The sequence below is a fragment of the Pseudomonas sp. DF5 genome, from assembly GCF_058148225.1.
Genome location: NZ_JBYVYM010000037.1, coordinates 38,474 through 53,572, shown reverse-complemented (window position 1 = coordinate 53,572; position 15,099 = coordinate 38,474). Strand labels below are relative to the sequence as shown.

General features: G+C 59.8%; 15 protein-coding genes. 12 read left to right on the top strand and 3 right to left on the bottom strand.

From position 1 onward, the window contains the following. Positions 1 to 145 precede the first annotated feature (145 nt). Complete coding sequence (gene uraH, locus AC30D7_RS26630) at positions 146 to 499, bottom strand: hydroxyisourate hydrolase (protein ID WP_007940831.1); 354 nt, start codon at positions 497 to 499, stop codon at positions 146 to 148. 435 nt (positions 500 to 934) lie between these two features. Between uraH and puuE the strand changes: the two genes are divergently transcribed. The 7 genes from puuE to AC30D7_RS26595 all read left to right on the top strand — a co-directional run bounded on the left by puuE (position 935) and on the right by AC30D7_RS26595 (position 8,226). Continuing rightward, positions 935 to 1,861, top strand: coding sequence for an allantoinase PuuE (puuE, locus tag AC30D7_RS26625; protein WP_007940832.1), 927 nt, complete (start codon positions 935 to 937; stop codon positions 1,859 to 1,861). Then, positions 1,858 to 2,373, top strand: a complete 516-nt coding sequence (uraD, locus tag AC30D7_RS26620) for a 2-oxo-4-hydroxy-4-carboxy-5-ureidoimidazoline decarboxylase (protein WP_490136060.1) — start codon at positions 1,858 to 1,860, stop codon at positions 2,371 to 2,373. Before puuE ends, uraD begins: the two co-directional genes overlap by 4 nt. Before the next feature lie 90 nt (positions 2,374 to 2,463). Beyond that, positions 2,464 to 3,459 carry an allantoicase gene (alc, locus tag AC30D7_RS26615; RefSeq protein ID WP_490136059.1) on the top strand — a complete coding sequence of 332 codons (996 nt, stop codon included), beginning with the start codon at positions 2,464 to 2,466 and terminating at the stop codon, positions 3,457 to 3,459. 126 nt (positions 3,460 to 3,585) lie between these two features. Next, a complete protein-coding gene (locus AC30D7_RS26610; protein ID WP_018925187.1) occupies positions 3,586 to 4,089 on the top strand; it encodes an ureidoglycolate lyase in 504 nt (167 codons plus the stop codon). 51 nt (positions 4,090 to 4,140) lie between these two features. Beyond that, positions 4,141 to 5,442, top strand: coding sequence for a urate hydroxylase PuuD (locus AC30D7_RS26605; protein WP_490136058.1), 1,302 nt, complete (start codon positions 4,141 to 4,143; stop codon positions 5,440 to 5,442). Between the two features lie 157 nt (positions 5,443 to 5,599). Then, complete coding sequence (locus AC30D7_RS26600; RefSeq protein WP_028941052.1) at positions 5,600 to 6,958, top strand: nucleobase:cation symporter-2 family protein; 1,359 nt, start codon at positions 5,600 to 5,602, stop codon at positions 6,956 to 6,958. Between the two features lie 482 nt (positions 6,959 to 7,440). After that, positions 7,441 to 8,226 carry an outer membrane protein OmpK gene (locus AC30D7_RS26595; protein WP_490136057.1) on the top strand — a complete coding sequence of 262 codons (786 nt, stop codon included), beginning with the start codon at positions 7,441 to 7,443 and terminating at the stop codon, positions 8,224 to 8,226. 117 nt (positions 8,227 to 8,343) lie between these two features. On the opposite strand, the gene AC30D7_RS26590 is transcribed toward AC30D7_RS26595, so the two are convergent. Together AC30D7_RS26590 and AC30D7_RS26585 are read right to left on the bottom strand one after the other, a co-directional pair. After that, complete coding sequence (locus tag AC30D7_RS26590) at positions 8,344 to 9,516, bottom strand: patatin-like phospholipase family protein (RefSeq protein WP_019579694.1); 1,173 nt, start codon at positions 9,514 to 9,516, stop codon at positions 8,344 to 8,346. A gap of 35 nt (positions 9,517 to 9,551) precedes the next feature. Beyond that, entirely contained in the window at positions 9,552 to 10,484 is a 933-nt protein-coding gene (locus AC30D7_RS26585; RefSeq protein WP_490136056.1) for a lipid A biosynthesis lauroyl acyltransferase, read from the bottom strand. Between the two features lie 118 nt (positions 10,485 to 10,602). Here AC30D7_RS26585 and minC point away from each other — a divergent pair, with 118 nt between their 5' ends. From minC to AC30D7_RS26560, 5 genes are all read left to right on the top strand, one after another. Then, positions 10,603 to 11,340: a septum site-determining protein MinC gene (gene minC, locus AC30D7_RS26580; RefSeq protein WP_026331736.1), complete on the top strand. Its 738-nt coding sequence runs from the start codon at positions 10,603 to 10,605 to the stop codon at positions 11,338 to 11,340. A 201-nt stretch (positions 11,341 to 11,541) separates the two neighbouring features. Further along, the gene (gene minD / locus AC30D7_RS26575) at positions 11,542 to 12,354 is read left to right on the top strand and encodes a septum site-determining protein MinD (RefSeq protein ID WP_007940844.1); all 813 of its coding nucleotides are present in this window, start codon (positions 11,542 to 11,544) and stop codon (positions 12,352 to 12,354) included. Further along, positions 12,354 to 12,608 carry a cell division topological specificity factor MinE gene (gene minE, locus AC30D7_RS26570; protein WP_007940845.1) on the top strand — a complete coding sequence of 85 codons (255 nt, stop codon included), beginning with the start codon at positions 12,354 to 12,356 and terminating at the stop codon, positions 12,606 to 12,608. Before minD ends, minE begins: the two co-directional genes overlap by 1 nt. Before the next feature lie 181 nt (positions 12,609 to 12,789). Then, on the top strand, positions 12,790 to 13,425 hold the full coding sequence (locus AC30D7_RS26565) for an RluA family pseudouridine synthase (RefSeq protein ID WP_018925180.1): 636 nt from the start codon (positions 12,790 to 12,792) through the stop codon (positions 13,423 to 13,425). Positions 13,426 to 13,681: 256 nt separating this feature from the next. Continuing rightward, positions 13,682 to 14,971 carry a M18 family aminopeptidase gene (locus AC30D7_RS26560; RefSeq protein ID WP_490136055.1) on the top strand — a complete coding sequence of 430 codons (1,290 nt, stop codon included), beginning with the start codon at positions 13,682 to 13,684 and terminating at the stop codon, positions 14,969 to 14,971. Positions 14,972 to 15,099 lie beyond the last annotated feature (128 nt).

Below are 15,099 nucleotides of genomic sequence, written 5' to 3'. Positions count from 1 at the left end.
CGGTGCGGCGATCCGACTTGCCCGCGAAGGCGTCATTGGCAACACCACATTTCCAAAGACAAAAAAAGCCCGCAGTGTGAGCGGGCGAAAGACCAAAGAAGCTATATGCGCAGTCGCTTCCAGGTTGAGGCAGCTGCTTGGGGGATCAGCTGCCGCGATACGTGGAATAGCTGTATGGCGAAATCAGCAAAGGCACATGGTAGTGATCCTGTTCCGCAGAGATGCCAAACCGCAGCACCACCACGTCGAGGAACGCAGGCTCAGGCAGCTGAACGCCCCGGGCGCGGTAGTAATCGCCCGCATGAAATTGCAGCTGATAGACCCCGGTACGGTAGTCATCGCCTTGCAGCAACGGCGCATCGACCCGGCCGTCGCTGTTGGTGAGCGCCGTGGCGACCAGTTCCAGCTGCGAGCCTTCGACGCGGTACAGCTCGACCTTGATCGAACTGCCCGGGCAACCGTGTGCAGCGTCCAAAACGTGTGTAGTCAAACGTCCCATTGATTCTGCGCGCCTGCCTGCGTGGAGCAGTCAGACCTCGCGCCTCCCGAAGTCAGTTGAAAAGGAGACCGCACCGTTCCGGAGCACGAAAAGTTGCGGCGAGCGACTGATTAAGACATTTTTCAAAAAAATTGTACACAATAAAAACGACATTTTTACCACCACCAACGTCATTCAGTGTTTGCAAGCGAATCTTGCGCAAAACCATAAGATCAGTGGACCTTCCATCCATTAGCTGACCACTCAGGCAGGTTTATTGCAGTACCCTCCAATGAGGGCAGTGAGTGAAAAATGCAAAAAATCAGGCTTACAAAGTGAATATAAAGTTGTATACAATCACTCCATCGCTGTGACGCCAGCCTGCCCTCTCATCGCCAGGCCGCCACACACACCCTGACTTTGAACAAGTCGACACGAACAAGAAGGAAGACTGCAGTGAGCGCTGACTACCCACGCGACCTGATCGGTTACGGCAGTAACCCTCCTCACCCACACTGGCCGGGCAATGCCCGCATCGCCCTGTCCTTCGTGCTCAACTACGAGGAAGGTGGCGAGCGCAATATCCTTCACGGTGATAAAGAGTCCGAAGCCTTCCTCTCGGAAATGGTCTCGGCGCAGCCGCTGCAAGGCGAGCGCAACATGAGCATGGAATCCCTTTACGAGTATGGCAGCCGTGCCGGCGTCTGGCGGATTCTGAAACTGTTCAAGGAATTCGACATCCCGCTGACCATCTTCGCCGTGGCCATGGCCGCCCAGCGTCACCCGGACGTGATCCGCGCGATGGTCGAGGCCGGCCACGAGATCTGCAGCCACGGCTATCGCTGGATCGACTACCAGTACATGGACGAAGCGCAGGAACGCGAGCACATGCTCGAAGCGATCCGCATCCTTACCGAAATCACCGGCGAGCGCCCACTGGGCTGGTACACCGGCCGCACCGGTCCGAATACTCGTCGGCTGGTGATGGAGGAAGGCGGTTTCCTCTACGACTGCGACACCTACGACGACGACCTGCCCTACTGGGAACCGAACAACCCGACCGGCAAGCCACACCTGGTGATTCCGTACACCCTGGACACCAACGACATGCGCTTCACCCAGGTCCAGGGTTTCAACAAGGGCGACGACTTCTTCGAATACCTGAAAGACGCCTTCGACGTGCTGTATGCCGAAGGCGCCGAGGCACCGAAAATGTTGTCGATCGGCCTGCACTGCCGGCTGATCGGCCGCCCGGCGCGCCTGGCCTCACTCAAGCGCTTTATCGAATACGCTAAAAGTCATGAACAGGTGTGGTTCAGCCGCCGCGTCGACATCGCTCGCCACTGGCAGCAAACCCACCCGTACCAAGGGGCTGCCAAATGAGCACCTTTCAAACGCTGAAACCCTCGACCCTGAGCCGCGACGCATTTATCGCCGCCTTCGCCGACATCTACGAACACTCGCCATGGGTGGCCGAAAAAGCCTTCGACCTGGGCCAGGACGCTTCGATCGACCAGATCGAAACCCTGCACCAGCGCATGAGCGACATCCTGTTGAGCGCCGATCACGCCAGCCAACTGGCCCTGATCAACGCGCACCCGGACCTGGCCGGCAAAGCTGCCGTCCAGGGCCAACTGACCGAAGCCAGCACGAATGAACAGGCTGGCGCCGGTATTCACCAATGCACGGCCGAAGAGTTTGAGCGCTTCACCGAGCTGAACGACGCCTACAAGGCCAAGTTCAAGTTTCCCTTCATCATGGCGGTAAAAGGCAGCAACCGGCATCAGATCCTCGCGGCGTTCGAAACTCGCATTCACAACCCGGTCGACACCGAATTCAAATGCGCGCTGGCGGAGATCAACAAAATCGCGTTGTTCCGATTACTGACCCTATAGCGACCTTGGCCCGAGCGAGTTCCCGAACGCAGAACGAGCCCAGGGCCCTGCAAGCATCCCAAGCCAACTTATTAAAGGCAGACAAGAAGAATGAAAGCTTACGCCGTACCTTTCGAGAAGTTCGTCAACCTGGCCGACGCCCGTCTGGGCACCAAAATCATCTCGGTCACCGATGACTGGTTCGCAGACGCCAACCGTCTGTTCCAGCCGACCCCGGCCGTGTGGAAGGAGGGCGTGTTCGATGACAACGGCAAGTGGATGGACGGCTGGGAGTCGCGCCGCAAGCGCTTCGAAGGCTACGACAGCGCGGTGATCCGCCTGGGCGTACCGGGTTCGATCAAAGGCGTGGACATCGACACTTCATTCTTTACCGGCAACTACCCGCCATCGGCCTCCCTGGAAGCCTGCTTCCTGGCCTCGGGCGAGCCGGACGAAAACACCCAGTGGACTGAAGTGCTGTCGGCCGTCGAACTGCAGGGCAACAGCCACCACTACCACGAAATCAATAACGACCAGGCGTTCAGCCACCTGCGCTTCAACATCTATCCGGATGGTGGCGTGGCCCGTCTGCGCGTGTACGGCATTCCGTTCCGCGACTGGTCGGCCGTTGGCGACAACGAACAAGTCGACCTGGCTGCGGCCCTGAACGGCGGTCGCGCCCTCGCCTGCTCCGATGAACACTTCGGCCGCATGAGCAACATCCTCAACCCGGGCCGTGGCATCAACATGGGCGATGGCTGGGAAACCGCACGTCGTCGTACCCCGGGCAATGACTGGGTGATCGTCGCGCTGGGCCATGCCGGTGAAGTCGAGAAAGTCATCGTCGACACCCTGCACTTCAAGGGCAACTACCCGGACAGCTGCTCGATCCAGGGCGCATTCGTGAAGGGCGGCACCGACAGCCAGATCGAAACCCAATCGCTGTTCTGGCGCGAACTGCTGCCAAGCCAGAAGCTGGAAATGCACGCCGAACACACCTTCGCCGAGCAGATCAAGGCGCTGGGCCCGATCACCCACATCCGCCTGAACGTGTTCCCGGATGGTGGTGTGAGCCGCCTGCGAGTCCTCGGCAAGGTCGTTAAATAAGCGTCGCCCCAATCGCGGGCAAGCCCGCTCCCACAAGGAATTGTGGCGTTCACAAAACCTGTGGGAGCGGGCTTGCCCGCGATGGCGATAGAACAAACAACACAGAATTTGGATAAGAAGACCAGCATGCGCACATTGACGATTGAACCGCTGACCAAAGAAGCCTTCGCCCCTTTCGGTGACGTGATCGAAACCGACGGCAGCGATCACTTCATGATCAACAACGGTTCGACCATGCGCTTCCACAAACTGGCGACGGTGGAAACCGCCACGCCAGAGGACAAGGCGATCATCAGCATCTTCCGCGCCGACGCGCAGGACATGCCGTTGACCGTGCGCATGCTGGAGCGCCATCCGCTGGGCAGTCAGGCGTTCATTCCGCTGCTCGGCAACCCCTTTCTGATCGTGGTCGCGCCACTTGGCGATGCACCTGTATCAGGCTTGGTCCGCGCCTTCGTCACCAACGGCAGGCAGGGCATTAATTACCATCGCGGCGTCTGGCACCACCCGGTGCTGACGATCGAAAAGCGGGATGACTTCCTGGTGGTTGATCGCAGTGGCACAGGCAATAACTGCGATGAGCATTTTTTCCAAGAGGATGAGTGTTTGATCCTCGCCCCCCACCAATAAGAGAAGGTCTGATCACTCGACAACAAGGGTGACAGGCGAGAGGTAAAGACTGTGGAAGCACATCTGTTGGAATGGCTGAACCTGAGCGTGCGCTGGGTTCACATGATCACTGGCGTGGCCTGGATCGGCGCGTCGTTCTATTTCGTCTGGCTGGAAAACAACCTCAATCGGGTCAACCCGAAAAACGGGCTGGCGGGCGATTTGTGGGCGATCCATGGCGGCGGTATCTACCACCTGGAAAAATACAAACTGGCTCCACCGACCATGCCGGACAACCTGCACTGGTTCAAATGGGAAGCCTATTTCACTTGGTTGTCGGGGATCGCGCTGCTGTGCGTGGTGTTCTACTCCAACCCGACGTTGTACCTGCTGGCACCGGGCAGCACCCTGAGTGGTCCTGAAGGCGTGGCCATTGGCCTGGGCTCGCTGTTCATCGGCTGGTTCATCTACTCCTTCCTCTGCGACTCGGCCCTGGGCAAACGCCCTGCCCTGCTCGGCTTTATTCTGTTCGTGCTGATCATCGGCGCCGCCTACGGTTTCAGCAAAGTGTTCAGCGGTCGTGGCGCATACCTGCACGTCGGCGCGATCATCGGCACCATCATGGTCGGCAACGTGTTCCGCATCATCATGCCGGCCCAGCGCGCACTGGTGGCGGCGATCGCCGAAAACCGCACGCCCGATCCGGCGCTGCCGGCCAAAGGTTTGCTGCGTTCGCGGCACAACAACTACTTCACCTTGCCGGTGCTGTTCATCATGATCAGCAACCACTTCCCGAGCACGTACGGCAGCCAGTACAACTGGCTGATCCTGGCCGGGATCGCGGTGCTGGCGGTGTTGGTGCGTCACTACTTCAACACCCGTCACGACAGCCACAAATTCGCCTGGACCCTGCCCGTTGCGGCGGTCGGCATGATTTGCCTGGCCTACGTGACCGGCCCGGCGCCGATGTCCAGCGCACCTGAAGTGGCCAAGGCTCCTGGGACCATCGAGTACCAGCCGCTGCCGGAAACCGCCCTGGGCGGTGGTGCCAAACCTGAAGCGGCGAAACCCGCTGAACCTGCCGCTGCACCGGCCCAAGCCTCGAATCAGGGCCCGACGTTCGACAAGGTTCATAGCGTGATTCAGGAACGTTGCGCGGTCTGTCACTCGGCCAAACCCACCAGCCCGCTGTTCAGTGCCGCACCCGCCGGGGTGATGTTCGACACGCCAGAACAGATCCGCCAAAACGCTGCCCGCATCCAGGCTCAAGCGGTCACCAGCCAGATCATGCCACTGGGCAACATCACCCAAATGACCCAGCAGGAACGTGACCTGATCGGCGCGTGGATTGTTCAGGGAGCTCCGACCCATTAATCGTTGAAAAGCTTCGCGGGCAAGTCGGATCGCCGCCCGCTCGCTCCTACAAGGTCAACACCACCCCCCCTGTAGGAGCGAGGCTTGCCCGCGAACGGCCGCACTGCGGTCCCCCTGATACAAAAATCACAAGAATAAAAAAGATCCGAGGTGTTGCATGTCCGAGCTATCCGAAGCGCGCATCCCCGACGCACCCGCCATTCAACGTTTACCCCTTGTGCAACTGATTCTGGTCGGTCTGCAACACGTTCTGCTGATGTACGGCGGCGCCATTGCAGTGCCGCTGATCATCGGGCAGGCCGCCGGCCTGAACCGTGAAGAAATCGCCTTTCTGATCAACGCCGACCTGCTGGTGGCCGGCATCGCCACCATCGTCCAGTCGCTGGGCATCGGCCCGATGGGCATTCGCATGCCGGTGATGATGGGCGCCAGTTTCGCCGCGGTCGGCAGCATGGTGGCCATGGCCGGGATGCCCGGCATCGGTCTGCAAGGGATCTTCGGCGCGACCATTGCCGCCGGTTTCTTCGGCATGCTCATCGCACCGTTCATGTCCAAGGTCGTGCGCTTCTTCCCGCCGCTGGTGACCGGCACCGTCATCACCTCGATCGGTTTGTCGCTGTTCCCCGTGGCCGTGAACTGGGCCGGTGGCGGTGCTGGCGCGGTTCAATTCGGTTCGCCTGTTTATCTGGCCGTTGCCGCACTGGTGTTGGCCACCATTCTGTTGGTCCATCGCTTCATGCGCGGATTCTGGGTCAACATCTCGGTGCTGATCGGCATGTGCCTGGGTTACGCGATTTGCGGCGTGATCGGCATGGTCGACCTCAGCGGCATGGACCAGGCGCCATGGCTGCAAATCGTCACCCCGCTGCATTTCGGCATGCCGAAATTCGAGCTCGCACCGATTCTGTCCATGTGCCTGGTGGTGGTGATCATCTTCGTCGAGTCCACCGGGATGTTCCTGGCGCTGGGCAAAATCACCGGCCAGGACGTCACGCCGCGGATGCTGCGTCGCGGCTTGCTGTGCGATGCCGGTGCTTCGTTTTTCGCCGGCTTCTTCAACACCTTCACCCACTCCTCATTCGCTCAGAACATCGGCCTGGTACAAATGACCGGCGTACGTTGCCGCTCGGTGACCATCGTCGCCGGTGGCTTACTGATCGTGCTGAGCCTGCTGCCGAAAGCCGCGTTCCTGGTGGCGTCGATTCCGCCGGCGGTCTTGGGCGGTGCGGCAATCGCGATGTTCGGCATGGTCGCCGCCACCGGGATCAAGATTCTTCAGGAAGCCGACATCGGTGACCGACGCAACCAGTTGCTGGTGGCGGTGAGCATCGGCATGGGGCTGATCCCGGTGGTGCGCCCGGAATTCTTCGCCCACCTGCCCATGTGGATGAGCCCGATCACCCACAGCGGCATCGCCATGGCCACGCTTAGCGCCCTAGCATTGAACCTGTTGTTCAACATCCTCGGCGGTCACGAACGCGCAGCCGTCAACGACTGCCACGCCCACACGCACTGACCCAGTACAAAGTACACACCCTGTGGCGAGTTCCCACAGGGGTGGCTGCCTGCACCTCAAACAATAAAAACAAGAGGGAGCAACAGATGATTCGAACCCAGACAAGTCTGTCGTTCGGCAATGCCCCATACCGGTCGCCAGTGCTCTGTTGCGGGGCACTTGAGACCTGGCCAAGGAGTCAGTATTCTCCGCGGCCGCCCGAATCCGGTCTAAAAAAAAGCCCGGATTTAATTCCTGACCAGAAAGCCAACTTACCCCGGCTCTGGGCAGTATCAAGGCATTCAAAAATAACGCTCGATCGACTGTTTTCGAACAGCCGGACGGGCGTTCTTTGGCTTTTTGAAAGCCTTGGCTCAGCTCTTGCTAACAGCACCAAAGCTGACCGCATGGATGATTTTTTACAGCAGCAAGAAAAGGCGCCACACCAGAGCGCCGACCTTAGAAAAATAACGTGGAACCACCTACTTTTTGGGAGCAACCGAATGAAACGTACGTGCACCAGCCTGATGCTCGCGGGATCCTTGCTGGCCGGGGGCCAGGCCATGGCCGGCGACTTGCTGCAATGGCAGAACAACAGCCTGACCTACCTCTATGGCAAGGACTTCCAGGTCAACCCGCGCATTCAGCAAACCGTCACTTTCGAGCACGCCGATGCATGGAAATACGGCGACAACTTCATGTTCGTCGACAAGATTTTCTACAACGGCAAGGACGACCCCGGCGTCGGTTCGAACACCTACTACGGCGAAATCAGCCCACGCTTGTCGTTTGGCAAGATCTTCGACCAGAAACTGGAGTTCGGTCCGATCAAGGACGTGCTGCTGGCCATGACGTACGAGTTCGGTGAAGGCGATACCGAGTCTTACCTGATCGGTCCTGGCTTCGACCTGGCGATTCCTGGCTTCGACTACTTCCAGCTGAACTTCTACCAGCGTCACACCGAAGGCAGCCGCCCGGGTGACAACGTCTGGCAGATCACCCCGGTCTGGTCCTACACCATTCCGGTGGGCGATTCGAACATCCTGATCGATGGCTTCATGGACTGGGTGGTCGACAACGACAAGAACAGCAAAGGCACCTACCACGCCAACCTGCACTTCAACCCGCAGATCAAATACGACTTGGGCAAGGCGCTGAACATTGGCGAGAAGCAGTTGTATGTGGGTGTCGAGTACGACTACTGGTCGGACAAGTACGGGATCAGGGACAGCCAATACTTCAAGACCGATCAGAGCAACACGAGCTTGCTGGTGAAGTTCCACTTCTGATCGTAAAAGCTTCGCGGGCAAGCCTCGCTCCTACAGGTCTTGTGTCGTTCACCGGTTATGTGAACGACTCAAATCCGTAGGAGCGAGGCTTGCCCGCGAACAGCCACACCGCAAATCTCAAGCCGGAACAGCAGGCTCCACCAACCCCAGAAACCGGCACAGCTCATCGCGCTTGGCCAACGCATCGCGCCGCCCCAGATCAATCAATTCGCTGCAATACCCCGCCTCGAACAACAGATAACTCAGTACCCCCGCCCCGCTCGTCTTGGTCGCTCCCGGCCCGCGTAAAAACAGGCGCAAGGCTGCCGGCAGTTCCTGGCGATGCCGCGCGGCAATTTCATCGATCGGCTGACTCGGTGAAATCACCAACACATCCACTGGCGCCGCTCCCAATGCACGACTCGAGATGCCGTCGGGCAGCAGATGGCTGAACTGGTTCAGACGCTGCAACAACTCGATGTCACTTTCCAGGCTGTCAATGAACGTACTGTTGAGCAGGTGCCCACCGACTTGCGCCAGGGTCGGCTGCTGACCGGTGTAGGCACGTTGCAGCGGCTGTTGCGGATCGATCCCGCGCGGGTTGCCGCTGACGCCCACCACCAGCACGCGACTGGCGCCCAAGTGCAGGGCCGGGCTGATCGGTGCCGATTGACGCACCGCGCCATCGCCGAAATATTCTTCGCCGATTTTTACGGGTGCGAACAGCAATGGAATCGCGGAACTGGCGAGCAGATGGTCGACAGTCAGCTGGGTCGGCACGCCGATTCGCCGATGGCGCAACCAGGACTCGATGGTGCCGCCGCCCTGATAAAACGTGACGGCCTGGCCGGACTCGTAGCCGAACGCTGTAACCGCTACGGCCCGCAATTGCTTTTGCGCAATCGCTTCGGCGATCCCGGGCATGTGCAGTTTGTGATTGAGCAAGCGGCGCAGCGGCGAACTGTTAAGCAGGGCCACCGGCACCGGCGAGCCAATGCCCATCAGGTTGTGACTGACAAAACGGGTGGCCTGATGGATCACCCCCGGCCAATCGCTGCGTAATACCAGATGGCTACGAAAACCTTGCCAGAAGGCCGTCAGACGCTCGATCGCGCCACGAAAATCCATCGCCCCACTGGCCAGGCTGACCGCATTGATCGCACCGGCCGAGGTGCCGACGATCACCGGAAACGGATTCGTCGCCCCCATCGGCAGCAGCTCGGCAATCGCTGCCAGCACGCCTACTTGATAGGCCGCACGAGCCCCACCGCCGGAAAGAATCAACCCTGTAACCGGTTCAGCAGGACTCATTGCAACACTCCATGGTGCTTAAAGGGATCGGTGACTCAACCGCGTTTGGAGTACAGTTTCGGCTCGCCCGGTGGGCGGCTCTTGAAGCGCCGATGCGCCCAGAGATATTGCTCCGGACATTCGCGCAACGCACCTTCCACCCATTGGTTGATCCGAATGCAATCGGCCTCTTCCGTCTCGCCAGGAAAGCCTTCGAGCGGGGCATGAATCACCAGTCGATAACCGCTGCCGTCAGCCAGGCGCTCCTGGGTGAACGGCACCACCAGCGCCTTGCCCAAACGTGCGAATTTGCTGGTGGCGGTGACAGTTGCCGCCTGAATCCCGAACAGCGGCACGAAGATACTTTGCTTGGCGCCGTAGTCTTGATCCGGTGCGTACCAGATCGCTCTCCCTGCCCGCAGCAGCTTGAGCATGCCGCGCACGTCGTCGCGCTCCACCGCCAGCGAGTCGAGGTTGTGCCGCTCGCGGCCTTGGCGCTGGATGTAGTCGAACAGCGGATTCTTGTGTTCGCGGTACATGCCATCGATGGTGTGTTGCTGACCGAGCAACGCTGCGCCGATCTCCAGCGTGGTGAAGTGCACGGCCATCAGAATCACGCCCTTGCCGTCCGCCTGAGCCTGTTTCAAATGTTCCAGGCCTTCGACATGGGCCAATTTCGCCAGACGCTTGCGCGACCACCACCAGCTCATGGCCATCTCGAAGAAGGCGATGCCGGTGGACGCGAAGTTTTCCTTGAGCAGGCGTTTGCGCTCGGCAGCGGATTTTTCAGGGAAACACAGCTCAAGATTGCGCTTGGCAATGCGCCGTCGGTCGCCGGCCACTCGGTACATCAATGCACCCAGGGCGCGACCGATCGCCAGTAACGCCGGATACGGCAACTGCACAATCAGCCACAACAGCCCCAGGCCACACCACAGCGGCCAGAAACGCGGAGAAAGAAATGCTGTTCGAAATCGCGGGCGTTCCATTAAAGGTTCCGGAAAGTTAATGGCCGCGCATTCTACATCGTTCGACCCGGCTTGCGGCCTGCGGGCGTTCTCGTTATAAGTCTCGGCACTTTTAGTGACAAGCCGTTGTATGCCGACCATGAGCCAAACCGAACCGCTAGACCAAGATCCCGTGTTCCAGTTGAAGGGCAGCATGCTGGCCATTACGGTGCTGGAACTGGCCCGTAACGACCTCGAGAACCTTGATCGGCAACTGGCCGCCAAGGTCGCCCAGGCGCCCAACTTCTTCAGTAACGCGCCGCTGGTACTGGCCCTGGACAAACTCCCGGCCAGCGAAGGCTCGGTCGACCTGCCGGGATTGATGCGCATCTGCCGCCAGCATGGCCTGCGCACCCTGGCGATCCGTGCCAGCCGCATTGAAGACATCGCCGCCGCCATTGCGGTCGATCTGCCAGTGCTGCCGCCGTCCGGCGCGCGGGAACGCCCGCTCGACCCGCTCGAAGGCGTCGTGGCGAAAAAACCGGAAAAACCACCGGAGCCGACCATCAAACCGACCAAAATCATCACGTCGCCAGTACGTGGTGGCCAGCAGATTTATGCTCAGGGCAGCGATCTGGTGGTGATTTCGTCGGTCAGCCCGGGGGCGGAACTTCTCGCCGACGGCAACATCCATGTATACGGCGCGATGCGCGGTCGTGTGCTGGCCGGCGTCAAAGGTGATACGAAAGCCAGGATTTTCTGTCAGCAAATGACCGCTGAACTGGTCTCCATCGCCGGTCACTACAAGGTTTCCGAGGACCTGCGCCGCGATCCATTGTGGGGCGCCGGAGTACAAGTCAGCCTGTCGGGTGACGTGTTGAACATCATTCGGCTTTAACGGATACTGCCGCATTTTCCAAGCATCTCTAAAACGTAGCGAAAACGGCTCAAACGAAGTAGGAAAAAGGCTAAAGGCAGTGTTTACCGGGGGTAGATACCGCTCAAAACCGGATTCCAGCCAAGGCTGTCCGACTGCAGTAGTTTTTCAAGAGATGTTTTTCAGGGGCTAAACGTCCTTTTTCCTTAGGGGTAAAACACCTTGGCCAAGATTCTCGTGGTTACATCCGGCAAGGGTGGTGTGGGTAAGACCACCACCAGCGCCGCTATCGGTACCGGCCTCGCTCTGCGTGGTCACAAAACAGTTATCGTCGACTTCGACGTCGGCTTGCGTAACCTCGACCTGATCATGGGTTGCGAGCGCCGCGTGGTGTATGACTTCGTCAACGTGGTGAACGGCGAAGCCAACCTGCAACAGGCCCTGATCAAAGACAAGCGCCTGGAAAACCTCTACGTGCTGGCCGCCAGTCAGACCCGCGACAAAGACGCGCTGACCCAGGAAGGCGTAGAAAAAGTCCTGATGCAGTTGAAAGAAGACTTCGAATTCGTGGTCTGCGACTCCCCGGCCGGTATCGAGAAAGGTGCCCACCTGGCCATGTACTTCGCTGACGAAGCGATCGTCGTGACCAACCCGGAAGTCTCCTCCGTACGAGACTCGGACCGCATGCTGGGCCTGCTGGCCAGCAAGTCCCGTCGCGCCGAAAACGGCGAAGACCCGATCAAGGAACACCTGTTGCTGACCCGCTACAACCCTACGCGCGTCGTCAACGGCGAAATGCTCGGCGTCGAAGACGTCAAGGAAATCCTCGCGGTGACCCTGCTGGGCGTGATTCCAGAATCGCAAGCCGTCCTCAAGGCCTCCAACCAGGGCGTGCCGGTGATTCTCGACGACCAGAGCGACGCCGGCCAGGCGTACAGCGATGCCGTCGATCGTCTGTTGGGCAAGACCGTGGACCATCGTTTCCTCGATGTCGAGAAGAAGGGATTCTTCGAGCGACTTTTTGGAGGTAGGTAATGAACCTTTTTGACTTCTTTCGTGCCAACAAAAAGCCCAGTACCGCCTCGGTAGCGAAAGAGCGTCTACAGATCATCGTGGCGCATGAACGCGGCCAACGCAGTACGCCGGACTACTTGCCAGCCTTGCAGAAGGAACTGGTGGAAGTGATCCGCAAGTACGTCAATATCGGGTCCGATGACGTGCACGTCGCTCTGGAAAACCAGGGTAGCTGCTCGATTCTGGAACTCAATATCACCCTGCCCGATCGCTGAGTCGATCCGGCGGGAGCCACGGCGGCTCAGGCTCTCCAGCCATCTGTAGGAGCGAAGCTTGCTCGCGAAGCAGGCAACTCGGTCTATTCGATAAACCGAGGTGATGCTTTCGCGAGCAAGCTTCGCTCCTACAGGGGCGGGGGCCTGAGCCGCCGTTGGCGTTTGTTACGAGGCTGTTTTAATGCCGTTGTCCAACATCCGCATCATCTATCAGGACGCCGCCGTACTGGTGGTGGATAAACCGACCCTGTTGCTCTCCGTCCCCGGACGGGCCGATGACAACAAGGACTGCCTGATTACGCGCCTGCAAGAAAACGGCTACCCGGAAGCGCGAATTGTCCATCGGCTGGACTGGGAAACCTCCGGCATCATTCTGCTGGCCCGTGACCCGGACACTCATCGCGAGCTGTCTCGGCAATTTCACGACCGCGAAACCGAAAAGGCCTACACCGCCCTGTGCTGGGGACAACCGGAACTGGACAGTGGCAGCATCGACTTGCCCCTGCGCTACGATCCGCCGACCAAGCCACGGCATGTGGTGGACCACGAATTCGGCAAGCACGCCCTGACTTTCTGGCGTGTACTGGAGCGTTGTGGCGACTGGTGCCGCGTCGAGCTGACGCCAATCACCGGCCGTTCTCACCAGTTGCGCGTGCACATGCTCTCCATCGGCCACCCGCTGCTGGGTGACGGGCTCTACGCCCATCCGCAAGCCCTGGCTGCCTGGCCACGCCTGTGCCTGCACGCAAGCATGCTGAGCTTCACGCATCCGCAAAGCGGCGAACGCCTGCGCTTCGAGTGCCCGGCACCGTTCTAACGGTGATGCCCAGGCTTCGGTGTCGAGGGAGCTGTTGTGGCGAGGGAGCTTGCTCCCGCTGGAGTGCGGAGCACTCCCAAAACCAGCGACCGTATTCTGTCGGGCACACCGCGCAAGCAGGATTTGCGGCCGCTGCGCCGCCGAGCGGGAGCAAGCTCCCTCGCCACATTAAATCTCACGCGCCGCCAATATCAGGCCCGCCGCACTTTGCGCTTTCAATACGTTAAACTGGCGCCACTGCTGTCTGGAGCTTCTTATGCGCGAAGAGTTGAACCAAGGCCTGATCGACTTTCTCAAGGCCTCCCCTACCCCGTTCCATGCCACTGCCAGCCTTGTCCAGCGCCTGGAGGCGGCCGGTTTTGTGCGCCTCGACGAGCGTGAGCCGTGGGCCACCGAAGCCAATGGCCGTTACTACGTCACCCGTAACGACTCTTCGATCGTCGCGTTCAAAATGGGCCGTCATTCGCCCCTGCACGGCGGCATTCGCCTGGTCGGCGCGCACACCGACAGCCCGTGCCTGCGGGTCAAACCCCAGCCGGAACTGCAACGCCAGGGTTTCTGGCAATTGGGCGTCGAAGTCTATGGCGGTGCACTGCTGGCGCCGTGGTTCGACCGCGATCTGTCGTTGGCCGGCCGCGTGACCTTCCGCCGCGATGGCAAGGTCGAGAGCCAATTGATCGACTTCAAGGCCCCCGTTGCAATCATTCCGAACCTGGCCATTCACCTCAACCGTGAAGCCAATATGGGCTGGGCGATCAATGCCCAGACCGAACTGCCGCCGATTCTCGCGCAATTCGCCGGTGACGAGCGCGTGGACTTCCGCGCCGTGCTCACCGATCAACTGGCCCGCGAACATGGCCTGAATGCCGACGTGGTGCTCGATTACGAGCTGAGTTTCTACGACACCCAAAGCGCCGCGGTCATCGGCCTGCATGGCGACTTCATCGCTGGCGCGCGCCTGGACAACCTGTTGTCGTGCTACGCCGGCCTGCAAGCGTTGCTGACCACTGATACCGATGAAACCTGCGTACTGGTCTGCAACGATCACGAAGAAGTCGGTTCTTGCTCGGCCTGTGGCGCCGACGGTCCGATGCTTGAGCAAACCCTGCGTCGCCTGTTGCCCGAAGGGGATGAATTCGTACGGACCATTCAGAAATCCCTGCTGGTCTCGGCCGACAACGCCCACGGCGTGCATCCGAACTACGCCGACAAGCACGACGCCAACCACGGTCCGAAACTCAACGCCGGCCCGGTAATCAAGGTCAACAGCAACCAGCGCTACGCCACCAACAGCGAAACCGCCGGGTTCTTCCGTCATTTGTGCATGGCCGAAGAAGTACCGGTGCAGAGCTTCGTGGTGCGCAGCGACATGGGCTGCGGCTCGACCATCGGCCCGATCACCGCCAGCCACCTGGGCGTGCGCACCGTGGACATCGGCCTGCCGACGTTCGCCATGCACTCGATCCGCGAACTGTGCGGCAGCCATGACCTGGCGCACCTGGTCAAAGTGCTGAGCGCGTTCTACGCCTGCCACGAGTTGCCATAACCCTTGTGATTAAAAGGCAACTTTTGTGGCGAGGGAGCTTGCTCCCGCTCGGCTGCGAAGCAGTCGTAACTTGGCAAACTCGGTCTGGCTGATTAGCCGATGTTGCTTTGTTTTGGGGCTGCTTCGCA

What these genes read in the sequence shown, in the direction of transcription:
- uraH (WP_007940831.1), bottom strand. Translation starts at nt 499, where the DNA reads ATGGGACGTTTGACTACACACGTTTTGGACGCTGCACACGGTTGCCCG.
- uraD (WP_490136060.1), top strand. Translation starts at nt 1,858, where the DNA reads ATGAGCACCTTTCAAACGCTGAAACCCTCGACCCTGAGCCGCGACGCA.
- alc (WP_490136059.1), top strand. Translation starts at nt 2,464, where the DNA reads ATGAAAGCTTACGCCGTACCTTTCGAGAAGTTCGTCAACCTGGCCGAC.
- AC30D7_RS26610 (WP_018925187.1), top strand. Translation starts at nt 3,586, where the DNA reads ATGCGCACATTGACGATTGAACCGCTGACCAAAGAAGCCTTCGCCCCT.
- AC30D7_RS26600 (WP_028941052.1), top strand. Translation starts at nt 5,600, where the DNA reads ATGTCCGAGCTATCCGAAGCGCGCATCCCCGACGCACCCGCCATTCAA.
- AC30D7_RS26595 (WP_490136057.1), top strand. Translation starts at nt 7,441, where the DNA reads ATGAAACGTACGTGCACCAGCCTGATGCTCGCGGGATCCTTGCTGGCC.
- AC30D7_RS26590 (WP_019579694.1), bottom strand. Translation starts at nt 9,516, where the DNA reads ATGAGTCCTGCTGAACCGGTTACAGGGTTGATTCTTTCCGGCGGTGGG.
- AC30D7_RS26585 (WP_490136056.1), bottom strand. Translation starts at nt 10,484, where the DNA reads ATGGAACGCCCGCGATTTCGAACAGCATTTCTTTCTCCGCGTTTCTGG.
- minC (WP_026331736.1), top strand. Translation starts at nt 10,603, where the DNA reads ATGAGCCAAACCGAACCGCTAGACCAAGATCCCGTGTTCCAGTTGAAG.
- minE (WP_007940845.1), top strand. Translation starts at nt 12,354, where the DNA reads ATGAACCTTTTTGACTTCTTTCGTGCCAACAAAAAGCCCAGTACCGCC.
- AC30D7_RS26565 (WP_018925180.1), top strand. Translation starts at nt 12,790, where the DNA reads ATGCCGTTGTCCAACATCCGCATCATCTATCAGGACGCCGCCGTACTG.
- AC30D7_RS26560 (WP_490136055.1), top strand. Translation starts at nt 13,682, where the DNA reads ATGCGCGAAGAGTTGAACCAAGGCCTGATCGACTTTCTCAAGGCCTCC.